This window comes from Streptomyces sp. NBC_01352, assembly GCF_036237295.1.
GTDB lineage: Bacteria > Actinomycetota > Actinomycetes > Streptomycetales > Streptomycetaceae > Streptomyces > Streptomyces plumbiresistens.
Genome location: NZ_CP108354.1, coordinates 1345851 through 1367065, shown reverse-complemented (window position 1 = coordinate 1367065; position 21215 = coordinate 1345851). Strand labels below are relative to the sequence as shown.

Sequence of the window (21215 nt, the reverse complement as noted above, 5' to 3'; positions counted from 1 at the left end):
GCGCGGGCGCGCGGTGCGGGGTGTGCGTGGCGTGTTCACCGGTGTCCCTCCAGTACGGCGGTGACCGCCGCCGGGAAGGAGTCCACGACGGCGTCCGCCCCCGCCTGCTTCAGTTCGTCCGGCCCGGACACGCCGTACGAGACGCCGAGCACCGTCATTCCGGCGGCCCGCCCCATCTCGGCGTCGGGCACCCCGTCACCGATCACCAGGCACTGCTCGGGAGGGAGCCCGAGCTCCCGGGCGACAAACAGGGCCATGTCGGGATGCGGCTTGCCGCGCTCCACGCTGTCGTCGCCCGCGATGACCGTCAGCCGGTCGTCCAGACCCGTGAGTTCCGCGATGGCGCGCGCGGCCTTCTCGACCTTCGAGGTCGCCATGGCCAGCCGGAAACCGGCCGCGGACAGCCGGTCGAGCCCTTCGAGGACCCCCGGAAAGAGCAGCTCGGGACCGGCCGCGCGGACGTGGGCCCCGAACCGCCGCCCGTACTCCTCGGTCGCCTCCGCGACCCGGGGGTCCTCCGCATGAAGGCCCATCAGCCCGGCGAGAGAGGCCGGCAGCGGCCGCCCGACCGTGGCGAGGATCGCCTCCCGGGACACCGCCGTGCCCATCGTCGCCAGGACCTCGGCGGTGATGGTGGCGATGGCCGCGGGGGTGTCGGCGAGCGTGCCGTCGAGGTCGAGGATCACGCCACGGACCGCCGCGGTGGGGGCGCCGGTCACCGCTCGGCCTGCACGGCGCTCAGGGCGGCGGAGAACTCTCCCGCGACCCGGGCGGTGCTGAGCAGCAGCGAGCGACCGGCCTTGGGCAGCATGCCGCCGGAGGCCCGGGCGAGCGCCTTCATCAGATACGGGCTGACCGCGTTGCCCACGATGCCGTCCTCGTCGCACTGCGCGAGGGCCTCGGTGATCGCCGCCTCGACGATGGCCTCGTCCACGGCGTCCTGCTCGTCGATGGGACTGGTGAGCAGCACCGTGCCGGCTCCGTTGACCTGCCAGTGCGCCTCGGCGGCGCGCGCGGCGACGTGCAGATCGTCCATGCGGGTCACGGGCACATCGGCCTCGCGCACCACGAAGGCCGGGAGCTTGTCCGTGCGGTAACCGAACACGGGGATGCCGGCCGTCTCCAGGTACTCGGCGGTCAGCCGATGGTCCAGGATGCTCTTCGCGCCGCCGCAGACCACGGTCATCCTGGTCCGGCGGAACTGGAGCAGGTCGGGGGAGATGTCGAGGGTGTCCTGGCCCCGGCGGTGCACACCGCCGATGCCCGCCGTGGTGAAGACCTCGATGCCGGCCCGCTCGGCGATCACGATGGTGCCGGCCACCGTCGTCGCCCCGAGGCCGCCGCCCGCCAGCGCGCCGCCGATGTCCCGCGCGCTGATCTTCGGAATGCCCTTGGTGGTGGCGAAGCGTTCGATGAGGGAGTCCGTCAGACCGACGACGAGTTTCCCGCCGGCGATCGCGATGGTGGCGGGTACCGCCCCGGCGCCCCGTACCGCCTTCTCGATCAGCGAGGCGGTCTCGGAGGAGGGATCGGTGGTGATGAGCGAGGACTCCAGCGCCACCACCGGACGTCGTTCCGCGAGCGCGGTGGCGATCTCCTCGCTGACCTCTAGCAGCGGATCGGGCTGTCGTTCCATGTCCGGGGTGTCCTTCCTGAGGTGCGGGAACTGACTCGCGGTCACCATCCCCGCCCCCACTGGAGCCCCGGTCGAGCAGCTGTCGAAGCTCGTGCCGCAGTGGGCCTCAAGAGAAACTCCGGTGCCCTCCGGCACGGTCGGGGCACCGGAAACCGCCGAAACAGGGGGTAGTTGTGGCAAGGGGAACGATGAGGCACAAGGCCGCGTACGCAGTGGTGGCCGCAGCGGCCGTGGTGGCGCTTCTGCCGGCCACCGCGCAGTCCGCGCAGACGGAGGGGCAGGCACGGTCCGGCGGCGGCACGGTCCTGTTCCAGGACGGGTACGACACCGGGTTCAGAACCGGCGAGGACGGCAACTGGCTGCTCCAGGGCGATGCGGAGTGGCCGGCCGGGGACGCCGTCGTCACCACGCCGGGCGGCGTGCTCAACGTGGTGCCCACCGGCGTCAACCCGAAGACGGGGGATCCGGCCTACGCCCGCAGCACCGGACCGGAGGGCGGTGCGGACTCCGACGACCACATCAAGTGGATCGCCTTCCCCAACCGGTTCACCGCCGAGAACGTCCCGGGCTTCGAGGTGCCGGACACCGGCTCCATCAGCTGTATGCACAAGGTGGCGGCCCGGACCTTCGGTACCGAGAACCCGTTCGGCGCCACGGTCAAGGACCCGGCGTCCGACATCCGGCTCGCCTCGATCGCGCTGATCACCGCCGACTTCGAGTCGCGGGCGATCGCCGACTTCTCGGTGACCAACGACACCGTCTACGCCATCTACGAGCGCCTGCCGAGCGACACCGAGGACTACGCCTCGTACGGTTACGCGATCCCGATCGCCAGGACCGACCGGGGAGCGATGCACGAACTGGAGGTCCGCATAGACCAGGGCGGCAAGCGGGTGACCTGGTTCGTGGACGGCCGGCAGAAGCTCCAGACCGACAAGATCGGCACGCGTGCCTTCGACCGCAAGTACATGACGCTCGACCACGGCGGCGTCGAGGAGCCGGTGACGCTGAACCAGATCACCTGCGGCATGGGGCTGGGCAGTCTGTTGGACGGCGCCAAGCCGGGTGCCGCCGACGGCGGGGCGCTGGTGCGGCTCAAGAACAAGGACGGCTTCTACTTCGATCCGCGGCGCGGTGAGCCGGTGGAACAGCGGTTCCTCGACGACGAGAGCCGGATCGAGAACCGGCTCTTCGGCCAGGGCTCCGAGATGAAGATCGACTGGACCAAGGTGGTCCGCAGGCCCTGACCGGGCCAGGGGCACACCGGGCACGACCAAGCGGGGCCGTCCAGGACGAGGACGGCCCCGCTGCTGTGTGCCGTGTGCGCTGAGCGGCCTTGGTGAGGTCGACTGCGGTTCGGCAGCGCCCCGCAGGGGCGCGGGGAACTGCGCGACCATGCCACGACGGACCCGCAGACGATCGACCGGACTGTCGCGGCACGTCCCGCGGAGCGCTCAGCGCAGTTCGAGGGAGAGGTCGCGCTCCACGTGGGTGCTGCGCGGCCGGCCCATGTTTCCGCCCAGGACCTGCTGGTGCAGCCGCTGTATTTTGGCGGACGGTTCGACGCCCAGTTCGCCCACGAGTGTGGAGCGCAGCTGCTGGTAGACCTCAAGGGCCCGCCAGGTGTGCCCGGAACGGCACAGGGCGATCATCAGTTGCGCGTGAAAGCTCTCGTGCAGCGGATGCTGGGCGACCAGCATCCGTAGCTCGCCGATGAGTTCGGCGTGCCTGCCAAGGCGCAGGTCGGCCTCGATCCGCAGTTCGAGCGCCCGTGCCCTGCCCTCCTCGATGCCGAGGATCTCGGTGTTCAGCACATGTCCCGTCGGCACGTCGATGAGGGCCGAGCCGTGCCACAGGGCAAGGGCCCGGCCGAGCACCTCGGCGGCCCGGCCGGCCTCGCCTCTCTCCAGTGCGGCGCTGCCCTCCGCCGTGAGTCGCTGGAAGGTGCCGACATCGCTGCTGTGCACCGGCTCGGACAACTGGTATCCGCCGAACCGGGTGGACAGTACGTCCTTCGCCGTCGGGCGTCGGACGTCCGGCCGGGCGGCGCTGATCCTGCGGCGGAGTTGCAGGATGTAGGTCTGCAAGGTGGTCTGCGCACTGCGGGGTATTCGGTCACCCCAGATCTCCTCCATGAGAACCGGGACGGGCACGATCCGTCCGGCTCGCAGCGCGAGGAGTGCCAGTATCTGTCGAGGTTTGCCCGCGCTCGGCACGATCGATGTGCCGTCCAGACGGATGTCGAGCGGTCCTAATACTTCGATATCCATACCCAGCCCCCCTGTTGGGAATTCCAGTCGGGAGCCTCGCAGAGGATTTCGGATCGCCATAGTGAATCCACCATGGGTGTGCCTATGAATTCCTCATACCCGGGCAGGGGTGATGGGCGCACGGACTGTGGGGAGGGCGAAATCAAGCCAATATCCCGTGGCGCTGCGCTGCCGGCCGCCGGACCGGGGGATGTGAATTCTGGCACAGTTTCGTCGGCGTGAACAAGCGTATGTAACGTAAATTTGTCGTGCTGTAGGCCGGGATGTAAAAGCCCCGGCCCGAGGGCGGGCGCGGGGCTGTGTGCGGTGCTCTGAGCGGCTCCGGGGCGGCGGGGCGCCGCCTTCGGTTCAGGACCGGCGGCAGTCCACATGGCTGATCTGCTTCCACGGCTGTCCCTCGAACCGGATGTAGGCGTCGTCGGTGTACCGGTCGCCGTTGATCACCCGGAACTCGTCCTTGCTGTCCGCGTGCCCGCCGGGCGTGATGTACGGCCCCTGGAAGCGCAGCATGCCGCGCTTCCAGCCGGGGGAGGATGCGGTGCCGGTGTTGCCCCAGGTGTCCCAGTAGAAGGAGGTGTACTGGTTGTCGACGGTGTTCTCGCCGAAGACCCAGCGTCCCTCGAAGTCGGGGCTGCTGAGGTGCATCTCGTAGAACTTGCCCTCGAGTGTCTTCTCGGTGTCCCAGCGAAGGGTGACCGTGGTGGGCTCCTCGAGGGTGAGGTCGGTGTACGCGCAGGTGTATTCGCCGAGCAGGAAGTCGAGTTCGGTCATGGAGACCGCCGGAGCCGTCCCGCTCGCGGCCTGCTGGGCGCCGGCGGGGGCAGAACCGAGCAGCGGGAGCACAAGCACGCCGGCGAGGGTCGCCAGGGTGCCTCGGGTGAGCCGCCTCGAAGAAGTGGAGAGCATGGGCACGTCCCTTTCATGGAGATTCTGAAGGACCCGTGAAGGTCCTGTGCCGCACACTGTGGTCCGTGATGATCGAGGATCGGTCGAGGGTGCCCGGGGCCGGACATGCCGGTGCCCCGCCGCGATCGCTCGCGACGGGGCACCCCTGGCGAGGGCGGGTGTCCCTCTCAGGGCGCGACGCGCGCCTTCGGCTCGGCCTCTGGGGGCAGGGCCGGGCCGGCGGTCGCCGCCGCGTGGTCGTGGTCGGTCTCGTCATCGGTGTCGTCGGCGTCGCTCACGTCGACGCGTCCCGGCGGCAGCACGAAGGCGAGCAGTCCGGCCAGTACGTAGAGTCCGACGACGGTCAGCAGGCCGACGACCGCCGAGTCGGTGGGCGAGTGTCCGTCCTCCAGGAACGTGAAGTAGACGGTGCCCACGATCGCGACGCCGGTGGCCACTCCGACCTGGATGGACGTGTTGATCAGCGAGGACGCGGCGCCCGAGGCGGACTTGGGCATCTGTGCCAGCACGATGGTGAGCAGTGTCCCCGCGACCATGGCGAGGCCGATACCGGAGACGATCATGCCGGGTGCCAGGTGCCACCACTCCAGCGAGCCGGAGTAGTGGTCGACGGTCCAGGTGATGACCCCCATGCCCACGGCCATGACCGCGCAGCCCAGGAGCACCACCCGGCGGCCGAGCGGCATCAGTTGCGGGGCCACGGACGAGCCGATACCCACGCCCACGGTGAACGTGACCAGTGCGACCGCGGTGCGCAGCGGGGAGTACCCCTCGCCCGTCTGGAGGTGGACGGTGAGGACCAGCTGATAGGCCATTCCGCAGAAGAACAGGATGGCGACCAGCAGACCGCCGAGCGAGCTGCGGTGGTGCAGCAGTGCCGGGTTGATGATCGGTGACTCGCCGCGGGCGATCACCCGGTGTTCGTAGCGGACGAACAGCCAGAGGATCACCGGGCAGGCGATCATCAGGGCGAAGGTCCACCAGGGCCAGTCCAGTTCCCGCCCCTGCACGAGCGGGAAGAGCAGGCTGATCAGGCCGACCGTCGCGATCAGGGTGCCGCGGATGTCGAAGCTCTCCCGGGTCTCCACGCGCGACTCGCGGGTGAGGACGGCGGCGGCGATCAGCGCCGCCAGTCCAACGGGGACGTTGATGAAGAAGACCGGCCGCCATCCCAGGTCGAAGAGGTCGGCCTCCAGCAGGACACCGCCCAGCAGCGGGCCGCCGATGCCGCCCACGGCCAGCGACATGCCGTAGAGGGACATCGCCTTCGGGCGCTCGGACTTCGGGAAGTCCACCTGGAGCATCGCCAGGACCTGCGGCACCATCAGCGCGGCCGCGACGCCCTGGAAGACGCGGGAGATGATGAGCATCTCGGGATTGACCGCCGCGCCCGCAAGTGCCGAGGTGGCGACGAAGCAGCCGAGGCCGATGAGGTAGATCCGCCGGCGTCCGAGCTGGTCGCCGAGGCGGGACCCGGTGATCATGGCGGCGGCGAAGGCCAGCGTGTACCCCGCCACCGACCACTCCAACTGGGCGGACGAGGCGTCCAGGTCCTCCTGGACGGCGGGCAGGGCCACGTTGAGGACGGTGTTGTCCACCATGTCCATGAACACCGCGAACAGGGTGACGGCCAGCGTCGCCCAGCGCTTGGGGCTGTACTCCGCCGTGGGCGTCGTATCAGCTTGTTGTTCCACCGTCATGGGACGGCCCTTCCGGTAGGCTCGGGACCAGCACGGGAAGCAAGACAAATCTATTTTGCTTTCAAAGCAAAGCTATTGCGGGGGCTGTGTCATGTCAAGCGATGGTCATGAGGGGACAGAGCTGAGCGTCGACGACGGAGTCCGTACGCTCCTGCTCCTCATGCCGCGTGTCGTCGCACGAACCAAGCGCACACCGGTGCCCCGGCAGTTGGAGGAGTACAACCTCGCTCCACGCCACCTGTCCCTGCTGGCCTATCTGTTCTTCGACGGACCGCTCGCCGTCAACGAGCTGGCCACCCGGCTGGAGCTGGTCCCGGCCACCGTCAGCCTGCTCGTGGGGGAGCTGAACCGGTACGGCGTGGTGGAGCGCAACGAGGACGAAGCCGACCGGCGCCGCAAGATCGTCAGCATCGCCGAGCCCTATCGGGACGCGGTGCGCTCCTGGCTGGAGAACGGGGTCCGCGCCTGGCGGGTCGCACTCGAACCGCTGAGCCCGGCCGAACGACGGACCTTCATCGACACCCTGCGTGCGTACGAGCGGGAGCTCATGGGCGCGCAGGAGCGACAGACGGTCGCCACCACCGCAGACTGATCGACGTCCGCAGGCGCGCGCCGTGGCGCGCCTCTCGCGGGAACGGTCCACCCTTGGGCGGGCCGGCCATTCCTGTGACGCGACGATTGTTCGCACGCCCCCGTGAACGGCTGCGGGGGTCGGTCCATGTATGCGCAGGGGGAAAAGCTACGTGGTCTACGCAGAGAATCGACTCCACGACGACGCCGACTTCGATGACCGTGAACCGGGAATCGGTGTGGAATTGGACAGAACGGGGCCGCGCCTGGCCCTGTTTCTCACCGCCGCGGTCCAGCTGGGCTACGCGCTGATGGCCATACTGAATCTGCTCAAGTGGCACCACGAATCCTTGGGTCTCGTGAGCGCCGTACTGATACTGATCGCGTTTTTCGGACTGCAGCTGTTCCACTGCAATCCCTATACCGCTCACCTCAGGGCCAGGATCGGCCCCTGGACACTCGCTCTCCAGGCCGCACTGGCCTATGCCCCGCTCCCCATGTTCGGCGTGCTGTGGGGCGGCTTCGGCGGATTCCTCTCGGGCTCCGTACTGGTCGTGCTCCGGGGCTCGGTGCTCGCCTGGATCCTGTTCGTCCTCAACGCCTGTGCCGTGTTCGGGCTCGCCGTCGCCCGGTTCACCCTCGTCGAGTCGCTCTATCTGACGCTCGCCACCGTGGTCATCGGGCTGATGGTCCATGGGCTGACCCGGCTGAGCGACATCGTCGTCGAGCAGTACAGGCTGCGCCATCGGGCGGCCTGGGCCGCCGTCTCCGGAGAGCGCCTGCGCTTCGCCCGCGATCTGCACGACCTGCTCGGCTACAGCCTCTCCGCCATCACGTTGAAGAGCGAACTGACGCTGCGGAAGGTGGGAGTGGACGACGATCACGCCCGGAAGGAGCTGGTCGAGACCCTGAACATCGCCCGGCAGGCCCTGGCCGACGTCCGGGCCGTCGCCCACGGCTACCGGGAGATGTCCGTCGTGGCGGAACTGCGTTCGGTGACCGGAGTGCTGAACGCGGCCGGTGTGGAGACCGCGATCGAGGGCGAGCCCGGTGAGCTCGACCCGCGAACCGGCACGATCCTGGCCATCGTGCTGCGGGAGGCCGTCACCAATCTGCTGCGCCACAGCGCCGCGAGGCGCTGCCGTATCGAGTTCGGCGAGACCGACGGACGGTTGTGGATGGCGATCTCCAACGACGGCGTCGAGGCCGAGGCGTCACCCGTCGAGGCCGACCGCTGCAGCGGTGGCCTCGGCAATCTCGCCTACCGGCTGGGTGCCGTCGGCGGCGGGCTGATCAGCACCACCGAGTGGGGCTGGTTCCACCTGCGCGTCGTCGTGCCGACCCGGCTCGCCGGACCGTGGCCCACTGCTGGGCGACGGCCCACTCCGCACCATGCGAGCTGACGGGCAGGGCGGTCAGATGACCCCGTTGTCCCGGGCGATCCGGACCGCGTCGACCCGGTTGCGGGCACCGAGCTTGTGGACGATCGTCGTGAGGTAGTTGCGCACCGTACCGACGCTCAGGTGCAGTTCCTTCGCGATGGCGCGAACGTCCTCGCCCGCGGCGGCCAGGCGCAGTACGGACACCTCACGCGGGGTCAGCTGCTGCGCCGGGCCCTCCCAGGCCAGCAGGGCGAGTTGCGGATCGATGACCCGCTGCCCGGCCGCCACCTTGCGTATCGCCTGGGTGAGCTCGCTCGGCAGCGCGTCCTTGAGGATGTATCCGTCCACCTGGGCGGCGAGTGCCCGCCGCAGGGCCGCCGGATTGCCGAGGCTCGTGATGATGAGCACCCGGCAGGAGGGGAGACAGGAACGGAGCTTCGCGGCGGCCGTCAGTCCGTCGGTGCCGGGCAGATCGATGTCGATCACGGCGATGTCGGGCCGGAATTGCAGCGCGGCGGGCAGGATGTCGTTCCCGTTGCCCACCTCCGCCACGACGCTGAGGTCCTGCTCCAGTTGTAGGAGCGCCACCAGCGCCCCACGAAGCATGGGCACATCCTCGGCGATGATCAGCCGTATCACGAGCCTTTCCCCCCACATGGTTGATCTGCTTCTGTTCGCCGGCCGGCGGCTCGAGGCGGCCCGCAGCCGGCCCCTTTGGCCGTGCCGGAGCGTTTCGCCCGCCGACGCGAGGCGTCGCGGCGGACCGGACCGACCGGAGTCCGGGCGGGGTGCGGCCGGAGCCGCTCGTCGTCGAACCATGGCGGGAGTCGGGCCGGTGCCGGGCGCGCCGGCTCCCCGTCGTCGGTCCTCTGCAAGGGATGACCAGGTCCCGAACAGGGCCAGCGCGAGGGCGTGATGCCGTCGTCCGGTTCGACGGACAGCGCGATGAGGAGAGTGTCCGGTTCGGTGTGCACGGCGATCCCCCCGGGCCGAACGAGCTTCAACACCACCAATTCCGGATACTCTTCGCCTGTCCGGGCAAGCCGGAAGGCAGGTCAGTCATCGAGCCGCCGTCATCGTAGTCCGAACTTTCTTGCGATCGGCGGATATCTCTCCGCCTTCGACATGGGCGAGTCACGGCGAAACCGGGTCAAAACACGGCCATTTGTGCAGAGATCGTGCGCCCGGTGTGCGGATCACGGCCGCGGCCCATGCCCTGAGCTGAGCTCAAGGGCTTCTCCACCGCCCCCCTCGACGCTGGGCGCGATGGACGTATCCGTTCAGGATGCCGCAGCCGATACGGAGGAGACGGTGATGACACGGACCGTCATGACAGCCGAGGCCCGCCACAGCGCGCTTCTCGGGATCGGCGGCTACCGGCCGCGCCGGGTGGTCGGCAATGCCGAGATCTGCCGGCTCATCGACTCCACCGAGGAGTGGATCGAGACCCGCAGCGGCATCGTCGAACGCCGCTTCGCGGACCACGACGAAACGCTGCCGATGATGGCCACGGCGGCGGCCGAGAAGGCCCTGGCGCAGGCCGGGACCACACCCGCCGAGGTCGACCTCGTGCTGGTGGCCAGCATGTCCAACCTGGTGCAGACCCCTCCGCTGGCGGTGCGGGTGGCGCACGAGCTGGGCGCGGGCTCCGCCGCGGGCGTCGATCTGTCCGCCGCCTGCGCCGGTTTCTGCCACGCGCTGGCCATGGCCTCCGACGCGGTCCGTGCGGGCAGTGCCCGCCGGGTGCTGGTCATCGGTGCCGAGCGCATGACGGACCTCGTGGAACCCACCGACCGCACGATCTCCTTCCTCTTCGCGGACGGCGCGGGCGCGGTCGTCGTCGGCGACTCCGTCACGCCCGGGATCGGCCCGGTCGTACGGCGCGCGTACGGCGCCCACGGCGACGCGCTGAGGATGACCGCCCCCTGGGCCTCGGCCGACGGCGCCGCCCCCGAACGGCCCTGGATGCGCATGGACGGCCGCCGGGTCTTCCGCTGGGCCATGGACGAGGTGGCCCCCGCCTCCGCCCGTGCGCTCGGCGAGGCCGGGGTGACGCCTAGCGGGCTCGGTGCCTTCGTTCCCCACCAGGCCAATCTCCGCATGATCGAGCTGATGTCCGAGCGGCTCGGGCTCACCGCCGCCACCGCCGTCGCCCGCGACGTGGTCCGCTCCGGGAACACCTCGGCCGCGTCCATACCGCTCGCTTTGGAGGCGCTGCTCGCCTCCCAGCAGGCGTCCGCCGGGGACACCGCGCTCCTCGTGGGTTTCGGAGCCGGCCTCAACTTCGCCGCCCAGGTGGTGGTTCTGCCGTGAACCGCACCGATCGGCGGGCCGTCGCCGACGTCGAGCCCTCCCAGGTCCGTGAGGGGTTCCGGGCCGCCATGGCCCAGCTCGCCGGCGGAGTAGTCGTCGTCACCACCGACGACGCCGAGGGCCGTCCGCACGGCTTCACCGCCACCTCGTTCTGCTCCGTCTCCATGGACCCGGCACTGGTCCTGGTCTGCCTCGCCGAGACCTCCAGCTCCTATGCGGCGTTCATGGACTGCGGGGGGTTCGCGGTCAGCCTGCTGCACCAGGAGCAGAGCGTCCTCGCCACCCGTTTCGCCACCACCGGCGCGGACAAGTTCCGCGCCGAGGACACCGTGACCACCCCGCGCCTGCTCCCGGCCGTGGCGGGCGCGCTGGCGGTCCTGGACTGTGCCGTGCACGCCCGTCATCCCGCCGGCGATCACATCATCCTGGTGGGCGCCGTACGGCATGTCCTCTCCGGCCGGGGCGAAGCAGGCCGGGGCGAGCCGCTGGTCTACCACGACCGGGCCTTCCGGCAGCTGCGCAGCCCCGACCACGCCCGTCTGCCACGTCCCTGACCGCGGGTCTCGCAGCGGCACCGGCGGACCAGAGGGCGTGCGGAGGCGCGGGAGGGGTGAGAACTTGTCGTGAAGTGCGCCCTGTGTGGCGTGCGCCACCCGCTGGAAGCGGTCTTCTGGGGAACCGTGTCCTGTATGACGGAGCTCGGTCTTCCCGAAGACATCCTGGCCTGCCTCTTCGACCTCGACGGTGTGGTCACCAAGACGGCCGTCGTGCACGCGGCCGCCTGGAAGGAGATGTTCGACGCGTTCCTGCGCGAACGCGAGGGCGAGCATTTCCGGCCGTTCAGCGATGGCGACTACGACGAGTACGTCGACGGCCGCCCGCGCGCCGACGGCGTCCGCACCTTCCTCGCCTCCCGCGGCATCGAACTGCCCGAAGGCGCCCCGGACGACCCACCGGCGGCCCCGACGGTCCACGGCCTGGGCAACCGCAAGAACGTCCTGGTGCTGGAGAAGATCCGCACCGACGGCGTCGAGGCCTACGACGGCACGCTGCGCTACCTCGAGGCGGTCCGCGCCCACGGTCTGCGCACCGCGATCGTCTCCTCCAGCGCCAACTGCCGTGACGTCCTGCGCGCCATCGACGCCGAGGACTGCTTCGACGTCCGCATCGACGGCGTGGTCGCCGCCGAGCGGAAGCTGCCGGGCAAGCCGAACCCGGACACGTTCCTGGCCGCCGCCCACGACCTGGGCGTCGACCCCTCGCGCTCCGCCGTCTTCGAGGACGCCCTGGCCGGCATGGACGCGGGCCGCTCCGGCCACTTCGGATACGTCGTCGGCGTCGACCGCGTCGGACAGACCAAGGCCCTGTACGCGCACGGCGCGGACGTCGTCGTGAAGGACCTCGCCGAACTGGGAGGCAAGGCGTGATCACCCACAGGGCGTACACCGTCGAACCCTGGGCCGTGCGCGAGACCGACCTCAACCTCGACGTCATCGCCCAGAGCGAGTCCGTGTTCGCGCTGTCCAACGGCCATGTCGGCTGGCGCGGCAACCTCGACGAGGGCGAACCGCACGGCCTGCCCGGCTCCTACCTCAACGGCGTGTACGAACTTCACCCGCTGCCCTACGCCGAGGCCGGCTACGGCTACCCGGAGTCCGGCCAGACCGTCATCAACGTCACCAACGGCAAGGTGCTGCGGCTGCTGGTCGACGACGAGCCGTTCGACCTGCGCTACGGCCGGCTCGTCGCCCACGAACGAACGCTGGACCTGCGCAGGGGAGTGCTGGAGCGGACGTGCGAGTGGGTCTCGCCGGCCGGCTCCCGGGTACGGGTGCGCTCGACGCGGCTGGTGTCCCTCACCCAGCGGGCGATCGCGGCCGTGGCGTACGAGGTGGAACCCGTCGACAGCCGGACCCGGGTGGTGATCCAGTCGGAACTGGTCGCCAACGAGAGCCTGCCCGAGCCGAACGGCGACCCGCGCGCCGCGCGGGCCCTGAAGTCGCCCCTGGAGCCGGAGGAGGATTTCGCCTCCGGGTCCCGGCTGCGCCTGGTGCACCGCACCCGCCGCAGCGGCTTCCGGGTCGCCGTGGCCGCCGACCACGTCGTCGACGGACCCGAGCGGACGACGACCAGCAGTGAGAGCAACGTGGACGTGTCCCGGCTGACGGTCACCTCCGTCCTGGAACCGGGGCAGCTGCTGCGCGTCGAGAAGCTCGTCGCCCACGGCTGGTCCGGCGCCCGCTCCCGCCCCGCGATGAGCGACCAGGTCGAGGCGGCGTTGGCGGCGGCCGCGCACAGCGGCTGGCAGGGACTGCTGGACGAACAGCGGGCCTACCTCGACGACTTCTGGGCCCGCGCCGACGTCGAGGTCGACGGCGACGAGGAGATCCAGCAGGCCGTCCGCTTCGCCCTCTTCCACGTCCTGCAGGCCGGCGCCCGCGCCGAGCAACGCGCCATCCCCGCCAAGGGGTTGACCGGTTCCGGCTACGACGGGCACGCCTTCTGGGACACCGAGACCTTCGTCCTGCCCCTGCTCACCTACACCGCGCCCGACTCCGTCGCCGAGGCGCTGCGCTGGCGGCAGAACACCCTGCCCGCCGCCCGGGAACGCGCGACCCAACTCGGCCTGCGCGGAGCGGCGTTCCCCTGGCGGACCATCGAGGGTCAGGAAGGATCCGCGTACTGGCCCGCCGGCACCGCCGCCTTCCATGTGAACGCCGCCATAGCCGACGCCGTCGTGCGCTACACGGCTGCCACCGGCGACACCCACTTCGAGCGCCACACCGGCGTCGAACTCCTGGTGGAGACCGCCCGCCTGTGGCGCTCGCTCGGCCACCACGACCACCACGGCGTCTTCCACATCGACGGCGTCACCGGCCCCGACGAGTACAGCGCGGTCGCCGACGACAACCTGTACACCAACCTCATGGCCCGGGCGAACCTCCTGTCCGCCGCCGACGCCTGCGAACGCCACCCCGAGGAGGCGGCCCGGCTCGGCGTCGACGAGGAGGAGAGCGCCGCCTGGCGGGACGCCGCCGAGGCCGTGCACATCGCCTACAACGAGGATCTCGGCGTCCACGAACAGCACGCCGGCTTCACCCGCTACCAGCGCTGGGACTTCGCCGGCACGAAGGCGGACCAGTACCCGCTGCTCCTGCACTTCCCCTATTTCGACCTCTACCGCAAACAGGTCGTCAAGCAGGCCGACCTGGTCCTGGCGATGTACATGTGCAGCGGCTGGTTCGAGGAGTTCCACGACGAGGAGCAGATCGCCCGCAACTTCGCCTACTACGAGCCCCTGACCGTACGGGACTCCTCGCTCTCGGCATGCTGCCAGGCCGTCGTCGCCGCCCAGGCCGGCCATCTCGGCCTCGCCTACGAGTACACCGCCGAGGCGGCGCTCATGGACCTCGCCGACCTGGAGCAGAACACCCGCGACGGGCTGCACATCGCCTCCCTCGCCGGCACCTGGACAGCGCTGGTCGCCGGCTTCGGCGGGCTGCGCCGCGACGGCGACTCACTCCGCTTCTCGCCCCGCCTGCCCGACCGGTTCAGCCGCCTCGCCTTCACCGTCCAACTTCTTGGCCGCCGCCTGCGTGTGGAGATCGGCCCGGACAAGGCCACGTACACCCTGGTGTCGGGCGATCCCCTGACCATCCGCCACCACGGCAACACGCTGACCATCAACGGCGAGGGCCCCGTGGTCCGCCCCGTCCCGGCGCAGAAGCCCCGCCCCGCCCCCGAACAGCCCCCGCACCGCCGCCCCAACGCCCGCTGACTACGCGGGAGTCCAGTCGGCGATCAGCTCCAGCAGGCCCGGGAACCGGGCCTGCAGGTCTTCGACGCGTACGTGGCTGCGCCGCTCCAGGCCGTACTGCCGCTGTCTGATCAGCCCGGCCTCGCGCAGCGCGCGGAAGTGGTGCGTCAGGGACGACTTGGGCCGGTCCAGACCGAACCAGCCGCAGGGATGGTCGTACGCCTGCGCGTCGAGCAGCAGTGTCCGGACGATCCCCATCCGCAGCGGGTCGCTCAGCGCTCCCATGACCGCCTCCAACCGCAGCTCCCCGCGGGCCGGTTCGGGCAGCGGGGCGGGCAGGCCGGCGGGCGCCGGGAACGGTCCGGCGAAACGGTGGGCCCTGGTGGCCGGCGCCATCTCCATCACCTCGCGGGTTCGGTACGAGCCTCAGTACGAGTTGAATCGTACAGCCATCCATGTTCGACTTCAGTCGTACTGATAGTTCGACTTTTCTCGTACTGTTCCGGAGGAGTGCACATGCGTGCCACCCGTCGTGCCGTCCCGTCCACAGCCGTGGCGCGCCCTCCCGGCCCCTCGCGGCGCGCGGTGTGGCTGGCCGCCTGGCCGGTGACCGCGGTGTTCGTGCTGTCCAACACGGCCACCCCGCTGTACGTGGTGTGGCGGGACCGGCTCGGCTTCTCGTCCGGGATGCTGACCGTCGTCTTCGCCGGTTACATCGTCGGTCTGCTCGCGGCGCTGCTGGTGGCGGGCGTGGTCTCGGACCGGGTCGGGCGCAAGCCGGTGCTGCTGCCCGCCCTGGTGCTGGGGGTCGTGGCGAGCGTGCTGTTCGCCACCGCCGGGTCCGTGCTCACGCTGGTGGCGGCGCGGCTGCTGAGCGGGATCGCGGTGGGGGCCGTGGTCTCGGCGGGCATGGCGGCGGTCGTCGATGTCGCGGGACCGGGGCGCAGGCGCTTCGCCGCACTGCTCGCGTCGACCGCGATGGTCCTGGGTGCGGGCACCGGCCCGCTGCTCGCGGGCGTCCTCTCCGAGACCCTGCCCGGGGCGACGGTCACCGTGTTCCTGCTGGAGATCGTCCTGCTCGCGCTCGCCGTCCTGGTCGTGTGGCGGCTGCCGCTCGACCCTCCGGCCGGGCCGCGGGCGGGGGCGTGGATCCGGGTGCCGTCCGTGCCACGTGTGCATCGCACCCGACTCCTCATGGGCGTCGCCGTGTTCGCGCCCGGCATCACCTCCACGTCGTTCGTGCTGTCCCTGGGGCCGTCCCTGCTCGCCGACGTGCTCGACACGACGAGCCGGATCGTGGCCGGCGCCACCGCGTTCGTCATGTTCACCGCCGCCACGGCCGTCCAGTTCGCCGTCCGGCGGCTGCGGGTGCGCACGATCCTGCTCACCGGCGCGGCCTCGGTCGTCGCGGCGATGGTGCTGCTGACCGCGGCCGTCCACCTCTCCTCGGCGCCCCTGCTGGCCGCCGCCGCGATCCTGGCGGGCGGCGGCCAAGGGCTCGGGCAGCTCGGCGGCCTGACCCTCATCGGCGCGCACGTCCCCGCCGACCGCCTCGCCGAGGCCAACGCGGCCCTGAACGTGGGCGGGTACGTCCCCGCCGGAGTGCTGCCCGTCACGGTCGGCTACCTCGGCGACGCGGTGGGGCTGTCCGCGGCGACGACCGCGTTCGCCGCGACCCTCGCCGCCGCGGGGCTCGCGGGCGCCGTGTTCGTGGCCCGCGGGGCGGCCGACTGACCCGCGAGGGCGTCAGGCACGTGGCCGAACCCGACCCTGCACACCAGTCCGAAGCGAGTTAGTTTGTCCATGTTTTCCTTGTTTTCCTTGTTTCCCTTGCTGCCCGAAACCGCCTCCCGCCCGCCGGGACGCGGAGTCTTAGAAGCCCTACGACACGTAGGGGTGAGGGGTGGACGATGGCCCACGGCACGAAGGCCATGCTCGTCGGTATTCGGCGAGGCGAACCGGCACCCGTGCCCGGCACGTCCTGGCGCACGCGCGGCGAGTGGCTGCTCGCGGCCGTGGCCGGCGCCTTCACGCTCGCCCAACTGGTTCTCGTACGCCCGGGCTTGGGCCTCGGCTGGGACGAGACGGTGTATGTCAGCCAGGTCGGCACCCAGGCCCCGGCGGCCTTCTTCAGCGCACCGCGCGCCCGGGGCGTGTCCCTGCTGGTCGCGCCGATCGCGTCCTGGTCGACCTCCACCGAACTGCTCCGCGTCTACCTCGCCCTGCTTTCCGGTCTCGGCCTCTACCTGGCCCTGCGCGTATGGCGCGGCCTGTTCCCCACCCGGGTCCTGGCCGTGGGCGGCGCGCTCTTCGCCTCCCTGTGGATCACCCTCTTCTACGGCCCGCAGGCCATGCCCAACTACTGGGTCGCGGTCGGCGCCCTGGTCGGCGTCGGCTGCTTCCTGCGCGCCCGCGCCGACCGCACCGACCGGGCCGCCCTGTGGGGCATCGCGGCGGGCGCCGCGCTCATGGCGTGGATGCGGCCCACCGACGCCGTGTGGGTCACCCTGCCGCTGCTCGTCCTGGTGGTGGCGGCCCGCCGGTGGCGGCTCGGGGTCGCGCTCCTCGGCGGGCTCGTCGCGGGCGCGGCGGAGTGGGTGATCGAGGCGTACGTCGGCTACGGCGGACTGGGCCGGCGGCTGTCCGACGCCTCCGACATCCAGGGCGGACTCGGCTGGAACTTCGCCGTCGACGACCAACTGCGCAGCCTGGCCGGACGGGCCCTGTGCCGCCCGTGCGCCGGAGCGCTGCCCAACCCGGCGGTCATGGCCTGGTGGTTCGTGCTGCCGCTGCTCGCCGCCGTCGGACTGGTGGTCGCGGTACGCGCCCGGCGCACCGCGCCCACGCTGCTGCCGCTGGCCTGCGCCACGACGGCCGCCGTGCCCTATCTGTTCATGATCGGATACGCGGCTCCCCGCTTCCTGCAGCCCGCCTACGCCCTGCTCGCGATCCCGGTCGCCGACGCCCTGTTCCGCCTGGTCGCCACGCCGGGCGGCCGGTGGCGTCCGTCGGTGGCGAGCTTGCTGGCGGTCGGACTGGCCGGGCATCTGGCGGTGCAGTACGCCGTCCTGGACCGCACCGTGGACCGCACCACCGCCGACCGCCGCGACTGGGCCCGCAACGCCGCCGAACTGCACCGCCTGGGCGTGAGCCCGCCCTGCCTGCTCACCGGCCGCGAGTCCATCCCCGTCGGCTACTACACCGGCTGCTCCTCGGCTGCGACCGGCGGCCCCAACGCCAACAGCACCCCCGCGGACATCCTGCGCACCGCCCGCCGCCAGCCGACCGCCACCCTGACCCGGCCCGGCGCCGCACCGCCCGCGTACGCCCGCGACTGGGAGACGCACCGCTCCGCGGGACTGGACCTGCACATCGCACCGGCGCCGGACCGCCGGGACGGGCCCGGATGACGTCGGAGCGGGTCGCCGACGTAGGCCCGCCAGGGCGGGTTCGTACGACGTCCGAGCAGGTCGCCGTCACGCCCACCCGAAGACGCGCCTGCCGGCACACCGTCATCGCCCTCGCCGTCCTGGTGGCCGCCGTCTGTCTGGCCGTGCGCCACTGGCCCGTGCTGGAGACCGGCGCCCTCCGGCTCGCCGTGGCCGACCAGGGCTGGCTGCTGGTCGGGGCCACGGCGGCGGGCCTGACCTGGCCGTGCGCGGCGCTCGCCCAACAGGGCGCCGTGACCTCGCGGTTGCCCCCCGGACGGCTCTTCGCCACCCAGTTCGCCGCCTCCGCCGCGGGCCACGTCCTGCCCGCCGGGCTCGGCGCGGGTGCCGTGAACCTGCGCTTCCTCATGCGCTGCGGGATGCCCGCCGGCCGCTCGGCGACCGCGGTCGCGGTCAAGGCCGCGGCCGGCGGGATCGCGCGGGGCGCCCTGATCGCCGTACTCGCCGCCGCCTGCCCCGGCGTCCTGCGGATCCCGTCCGGCTGGGGCGGCTGGGCGGCCCTCGTCGGCGCGGCGCTCGGCGGCACCGTTCTGCTCGGCGTGCGGCGGTGGCCCCGATGCCGACGCGCCCTCGGCGTGGTGCTGGCCGACATCCGGGCCGTCCACGCGCGACCGCGGCGGGCGGCGGCCCTGTGGGGCGGCTCGCTGGCGTTCGCCCTGCTGCACGCCCTCGTGCTGATCGCCGTCACCCGGGCCGTCGGACTGCCCCTGGCCCCGGCCCTTGTGGCCCTGCTCTACCTCGCCGCGAGCTGCGCCGCCGCCCTGCTGCCCACCCCGGGCGGCCTCGGCTCACTCGACGCCGCGCTCGGCCTCGCCCTCGCGGCCGCCGGAGCGCCCCCGGCCGCGGCCGCCTCCGCCGTGCTCGGCTACCGCCTGCTGACGATGTGGCTCCCACTGGTCCCGGGCCTGCTGGTGCTCGGCATCCTGATCCGGCGCAAGGCGCTGTGACCGGGCGGCGTTTCCGCGCCGCCCGCATCTGGTAGGAGTCCGGTTGTCGGTCCGGAGGCGAGGGGGAACGCGATGACGTGGAACGAGAACGGCGGACGGCTGGGGGAGGAGTTCTTCACCCCGGGATCGTCGTCCTTCACCGAGTTCCTGGCCGCGCACCGCCCGGAACTCCTCAGCACCCGCCGCGTCCTGCCGGACGGCGTGGTCGCCGCACCCGGCCAGGTCCCGCACGGCACCACCGTGCTCGCCCTCACCTTCCGCGACGGCGTGCTGCTCGCCGGCGACCGCAGGGCCACCATGGGCAACCTCATCGCCCAGCGCGACCTGGAGAAGGTGCACCCCGCCGACGACTACTCGGCGGTCGCCTTCGCCGGCACCGTCGGACTCGCGGTGGACATGGTGAAGCTCTACCAGGTCGAGCTGACGCACTTCGAGAAGATCGAGGGCACGGCGATGACCCTCAACGCGAAGGCGCGCCGCCTGGCCGGCATGATCCGGCAGAACCTCGGTCAGGCCATGCAGGGCCTCGCCGTCGTCCCGCTCCTCACCGGCTACGACCCCTTGGCCCCCGAGGGCGAGCGGGGCCGCATCTTCAGCTTCGACCTGGCCGGGGGACTGTACGAGAAGACCGACTTCCACGCCGAGGGATCCGGATCGCCCTACGCCCGGGGCGCGTTGAAGAAGCTGTTCCACCGGGGCATGGACCGGCGCGAGGCCGCCCTGGCCGCGCTCCAGGCGCTGTGGGACGCGGCCGACGACGACTCCGCGACCGGCGGCCCCGACATCAACCGCCGGATCTTCCCGATCGTGTCGGTCATCACCGAGGACGGCTTCGAGCGGCTGACCGAACCGGAGACCGAGGAACTGAGCCGCGAGATGGTCGAACAGCGTAGCGGCCGGCCGGACGGGCCCAACGCGACCGCGTGACCGCGGCCCTCTGACAGGGGGCTTTTCCCACTCGTGGTGAAGACCTGTCACGGGCTTTACTGCACATGACTTGCAGCTGCCGGAGGATGGCACGAGGCTGCTCGACGCGGCCGTACGACGGAAAGAAAGATCCTCCCCCCGATGACGGCCGCCCCTGACTCCACTCCGCCCCTCCTCCCCGCCACCGCCCCCGAGAGGGGCCCGGCCCGGCACCGCGTCCGCGGCTCCATGACGCGGCAGGAGTGGATCAGGGTGGGCGGGATGGCCGCCGTGGTCGTGGCCCTGCACGTGATCGGCTGGTTCACGCTGGTCGTGATCGTCGCGCCGCACCACTACGGCATCGGCGAGAAGACCTTCGGTATCGGGATCGGCGTGACGGCGTACACGCTCGGCATGCGGCACGCCTTCGACGCCGACCACATCGCGGCGATCGACAACACCACCCGCAAGCTGATGGGCGAGGGGCAGCGGCCGCTGTCGGTCGGCTTCTGGTTCTCGCTCGGCCACTCCAGCGTCGTCTTCGTCCTCGCGCTGCTGCTCTCGCTCGGCGTGAAGACCCTCGCCGGACCGGTCCGCGACGGCGACTCCCGGCTCCACGACGTCACCGGCCTGATCGGTACGGCCGTCTCCGGGACCTTCCTCTACGTCATCGCGGCGATCAACCTCGTCATCCTCGCCGGTATCTGGCAGGTCTTCCGCCGGATGCGCTCGGGCCACTACGACGAGGCCGCCCTCGAGGAGCAGCTGAACAACCGGGGCCTCATGAACCGCCTCCTCGGCCGCGTCATGAAGTCGATCACCAAGCCCGGCCAGATGTACCCGCTCGGCCTGCTCTTCGGCCTCGGCTTCGACACCGCCACCGAGATCGCCCTGCTCGTCCTGGCCGGCTCCGGCGCCGCCTCCGGGCTGCCCTGGTACGCGATCCTGTGCCTGCCCGTGCTGTTCGCAGCCGGCATGTCCCTCCTGGACACGATCGACGGCACCTTCATGAACTTCGCCTACGGCTGGGCCTTCTCCCAACCGGTCCGCAAGGTCTACTACAACCTCACCATCACCGGCCTGTCCGTCGCCGTGGCCCTCCTCATCGGCACCGTCGAACTCCTCGGCCTCCTCGCGGAGAAACTCCACCTGCACGGCGCCTTCTGGAACTGGATCGCCGGCCTCGACCTGAACGTCCTCGGCTTCGTCGTCGTCGGCCTGTTCGCCGCCACGTGGATCGTCGCCCTGGTGGTGTGGAAGGTGGGCCGCATCGAGGAGAAGTGGACGGCGGGCCTGGCCGCCCGGGACGCCTGATCGGAGGAACCGGCCACCCTCACCCGATCGGCCCAGCGACAGAACGATTCGCCGGGTGAACGACC

19 protein-coding genes are annotated in these 21215 nt (G+C 71.2%); 12 read left to right on the top strand and 7 right to left on the bottom strand.

The window, feature by feature from the left end:
- Positions 1 to 35 precede the first annotated feature (35 nt).
- Together OG252_RS06585 and OG252_RS06580 are read right to left on the bottom strand one after the other, a co-directional pair.
- Positions 36 to 719 (bottom strand): HAD family hydrolase, encoded by a 684-nt coding sequence (locus OG252_RS06585; RefSeq protein WP_329334416.1) that lies wholly within the window; start codon positions 717 to 719, stop codon positions 36 to 38.
- The gene (locus OG252_RS06580; RefSeq protein ID WP_266451355.1) at positions 716 to 1636 is read right to left on the bottom strand and encodes a pseudouridine-5'-phosphate glycosidase; all 921 of its coding nucleotides are present in this window, start codon (positions 1634 to 1636) and stop codon (positions 716 to 718) included. The genes OG252_RS06585 and OG252_RS06580 overlap by 4 nt, the downstream gene beginning before the upstream one ends.
- A gap of 188 nt (positions 1637 to 1824) precedes the next feature.
- Between OG252_RS06580 and OG252_RS06575 the strand changes: the two genes are divergently transcribed.
- Positions 1825 to 2883, top strand: coding sequence for a DUF6081 family protein (locus tag OG252_RS06575; RefSeq protein WP_266451356.1), 1059 nt, complete (start codon positions 1825 to 1827; stop codon positions 2881 to 2883).
- A gap of 207 nt (positions 2884 to 3090) precedes the next feature.
- On the opposite strand, the gene OG252_RS06570 is transcribed toward OG252_RS06575, so the two are convergent.
- The 3 genes from OG252_RS06570 to OG252_RS06560 form a co-directional block, all read right to left on the bottom strand.
- Positions 3091 to 3906, bottom strand: a complete 816-nt coding sequence (locus OG252_RS06570) for an AfsR/SARP family transcriptional regulator (RefSeq protein ID WP_266451357.1) — start codon at positions 3904 to 3906, stop codon at positions 3091 to 3093.
- A gap of 348 nt (positions 3907 to 4254) precedes the next feature.
- Positions 4255 to 4812, bottom strand: a complete 558-nt coding sequence (locus OG252_RS06565; protein ID WP_266451358.1) for a hypothetical protein — start codon at positions 4810 to 4812, stop codon at positions 4255 to 4257.
- Between the two features lie 167 nt (positions 4813 to 4979).
- Positions 4980 to 6512, bottom strand: coding sequence for an MFS transporter (locus OG252_RS06560; RefSeq protein ID WP_266451359.1), 1533 nt, complete (start codon positions 6510 to 6512; stop codon positions 4980 to 4982).
- Positions 6513 to 6672: 160 nt separating this feature from the next.
- On the opposite strand from OG252_RS06560, the gene OG252_RS06555 reads away from it, so the two are divergent.
- On the top strand, positions 6673 to 7104 hold the full coding sequence (locus OG252_RS06555; protein WP_406497461.1) for a MarR family winged helix-turn-helix transcriptional regulator: 432 nt from the start codon (positions 6673 to 6675) through the stop codon (positions 7102 to 7104).
- Between the two features lie 217 nt (positions 7105 to 7321).
- Positions 7322 to 8485 carry a sensor histidine kinase gene (locus OG252_RS06550; protein ID WP_266451361.1) on the top strand — a complete coding sequence of 388 codons (1164 nt, stop codon included), beginning with the start codon at positions 7322 to 7324 and terminating at the stop codon, positions 8483 to 8485.
- A 12-nt stretch (positions 8486 to 8497) separates the two neighbouring features.
- Here OG252_RS06550 and OG252_RS06545 read toward each other — a convergent pair whose 3' ends face one another.
- The gene (locus OG252_RS06545; protein WP_406497463.1) at positions 8498 to 9121 is read right to left on the bottom strand and encodes a response regulator; all 624 of its coding nucleotides are present in this window, start codon (positions 9119 to 9121) and stop codon (positions 8498 to 8500) included.
- A gap of 657 nt (positions 9122 to 9778) precedes the next feature.
- Between OG252_RS06545 and OG252_RS06540 the strand changes: the two genes are divergently transcribed.
- The 4 genes from OG252_RS06540 (at position 9779) to OG252_RS06525 (ending at position 14555) form a co-directional block, all read left to right on the top strand.
- Positions 9779 to 10777 (top strand): beta-ketoacyl-ACP synthase 3, encoded by a 999-nt coding sequence (locus OG252_RS06540; protein WP_329334411.1) that lies wholly within the window; start codon positions 9779 to 9781, stop codon positions 10775 to 10777.
- Complete coding sequence (locus tag OG252_RS06535; protein ID WP_329334409.1) at positions 10774 to 11331, top strand: flavin reductase family protein; 558 nt, start codon at positions 10774 to 10776, stop codon at positions 11329 to 11331. The genes OG252_RS06540 and OG252_RS06535 overlap by 4 nt, the downstream gene beginning before the upstream one ends.
- A gap of 135 nt (positions 11332 to 11466) precedes the next feature.
- On the top strand, positions 11467 to 12204 hold the full coding sequence (locus OG252_RS06530; protein ID WP_266451365.1) for an HAD family hydrolase: 738 nt from the start codon (positions 11467 to 11469) through the stop codon (positions 12202 to 12204).
- On the top strand, positions 12201 to 14555 hold the full coding sequence (locus tag OG252_RS06525) for a glycoside hydrolase family 65 protein (protein WP_266451366.1): 2355 nt from the start codon (positions 12201 to 12203) through the stop codon (positions 14553 to 14555). Before OG252_RS06530 ends, OG252_RS06525 begins: the two co-directional genes overlap by 4 nt.
- Here OG252_RS06525 and OG252_RS06520 read toward each other — a convergent pair whose 3' ends face one another.
- The gene (locus OG252_RS06520; RefSeq protein ID WP_266451367.1) at positions 14556 to 14930 is read right to left on the bottom strand and encodes an ArsR family transcriptional regulator; all 375 of its coding nucleotides are present in this window, start codon (positions 14928 to 14930) and stop codon (positions 14556 to 14558) included.
- A gap of 120 nt (positions 14931 to 15050) precedes the next feature.
- On the opposite strand from OG252_RS06520, the gene OG252_RS06515 reads away from it, so the two are divergent.
- From OG252_RS06515 to OG252_RS06495, 5 genes are all read left to right on the top strand, one after another.
- Positions 15051 to 16268 carry an MFS transporter gene (locus OG252_RS06515; RefSeq protein WP_329334406.1) on the top strand — a complete coding sequence of 406 codons (1218 nt, stop codon included), beginning with the start codon at positions 15051 to 15053 and terminating at the stop codon, positions 16266 to 16268.
- 176 nt (positions 16269 to 16444) lie between these two features.
- A complete protein-coding gene (locus tag OG252_RS06510; protein WP_266451369.1) occupies positions 16445 to 17944 on the top strand; it encodes a hypothetical protein in 1500 nt (499 codons plus the stop codon).
- Positions 17941 to 18930, top strand: a complete 990-nt coding sequence (locus tag OG252_RS06505) for a lysylphosphatidylglycerol synthase domain-containing protein (protein ID WP_329334404.1) — start codon at positions 17941 to 17943, stop codon at positions 18928 to 18930. The genes OG252_RS06510 and OG252_RS06505 overlap by 4 nt, the downstream gene beginning before the upstream one ends.
- 72 nt (positions 18931 to 19002) lie before the next feature.
- A complete protein-coding gene (gene prcB / locus OG252_RS06500; protein ID WP_329334402.1) occupies positions 19003 to 19857 on the top strand; it encodes a proteasome subunit beta in 855 nt (284 codons plus the stop codon).
- 141 nt (positions 19858 to 19998) lie between these two features.
- Positions 19999 to 21150, top strand: a complete 1152-nt coding sequence (locus OG252_RS06495) for a HoxN/HupN/NixA family nickel/cobalt transporter (RefSeq protein ID WP_329334400.1) — start codon at positions 19999 to 20001, stop codon at positions 21148 to 21150.
- Positions 21151 to 21215 lie beyond the last annotated feature (65 nt).

Coding starts and splice junctions, on each gene's coding strand:
- OG252_RS06520 (WP_266451367.1), bottom strand. CDS start 14,930: ATGGCGCCGGCCACCAGGGCCCACCGTTTCGCCGGACCGTTCCCGGCG.
- OG252_RS06530 (WP_266451365.1), top strand. CDS start 11,467: ATGACGGAGCTCGGTCTTCCCGAAGACATCCTGGCCTGCCTCTTCGAC.
- OG252_RS06555 (WP_406497461.1), top strand. CDS start 6,673: ATGCCGCGTGTCGTCGCACGAACCAAGCGCACACCGGTGCCCCGGCAG.
- OG252_RS06565 (WP_266451358.1), bottom strand. CDS start 4,812: ATGCTCTCCACTTCTTCGAGGCGGCTCACCCGAGGCACCCTGGCGACC.
- OG252_RS06545 (WP_406497463.1), bottom strand. CDS start 9,121: ATGTGGGGGGAAAGGCTCGTGATACGGCTGATCATCGCCGAGGATGTG.
- OG252_RS06505 (WP_329334404.1), top strand. CDS start 17,941: ATGACGTCGGAGCGGGTCGCCGACGTAGGCCCGCCAGGGCGGGTTCGT.
- OG252_RS06570 (WP_266451357.1), bottom strand. CDS start 3,906: ATGGATATCGAAGTATTAGGACCGCTCGACATCCGTCTGGACGGCACA.
- OG252_RS06540 (WP_329334411.1), top strand. CDS start 9,779: ATGACACGGACCGTCATGACAGCCGAGGCCCGCCACAGCGCGCTTCTC.
- OG252_RS06515 (WP_329334406.1), top strand. CDS start 15,051: ATGCGTGCCACCCGTCGTGCCGTCCCGTCCACAGCCGTGGCGCGCCCT.
- OG252_RS06560 (WP_266451359.1), bottom strand. CDS start 6,512: ATGACGGTGGAACAACAAGCTGATACGACGCCCACGGCGGAGTACAGC.
- OG252_RS06575 (WP_266451356.1), top strand. CDS start 1,825: ATGAGGCACAAGGCCGCGTACGCAGTGGTGGCCGCAGCGGCCGTGGTG.
- OG252_RS06495 (WP_329334400.1), top strand. CDS start 19,999: ATGACGGCCGCCCCTGACTCCACTCCGCCCCTCCTCCCCGCCACCGCC.
- OG252_RS06580 (WP_266451355.1), bottom strand. CDS start 1,636: ATGGAACGACAGCCCGATCCGCTGCTAGAGGTCAGCGAGGAGATCGCC.
- OG252_RS06510 (WP_266451369.1), top strand. CDS start 16,445: ATGGCCCACGGCACGAAGGCCATGCTCGTCGGTATTCGGCGAGGCGAA.
- prcB (WP_329334402.1), top strand. CDS start 19,003: ATGACGTGGAACGAGAACGGCGGACGGCTGGGGGAGGAGTTCTTCACC.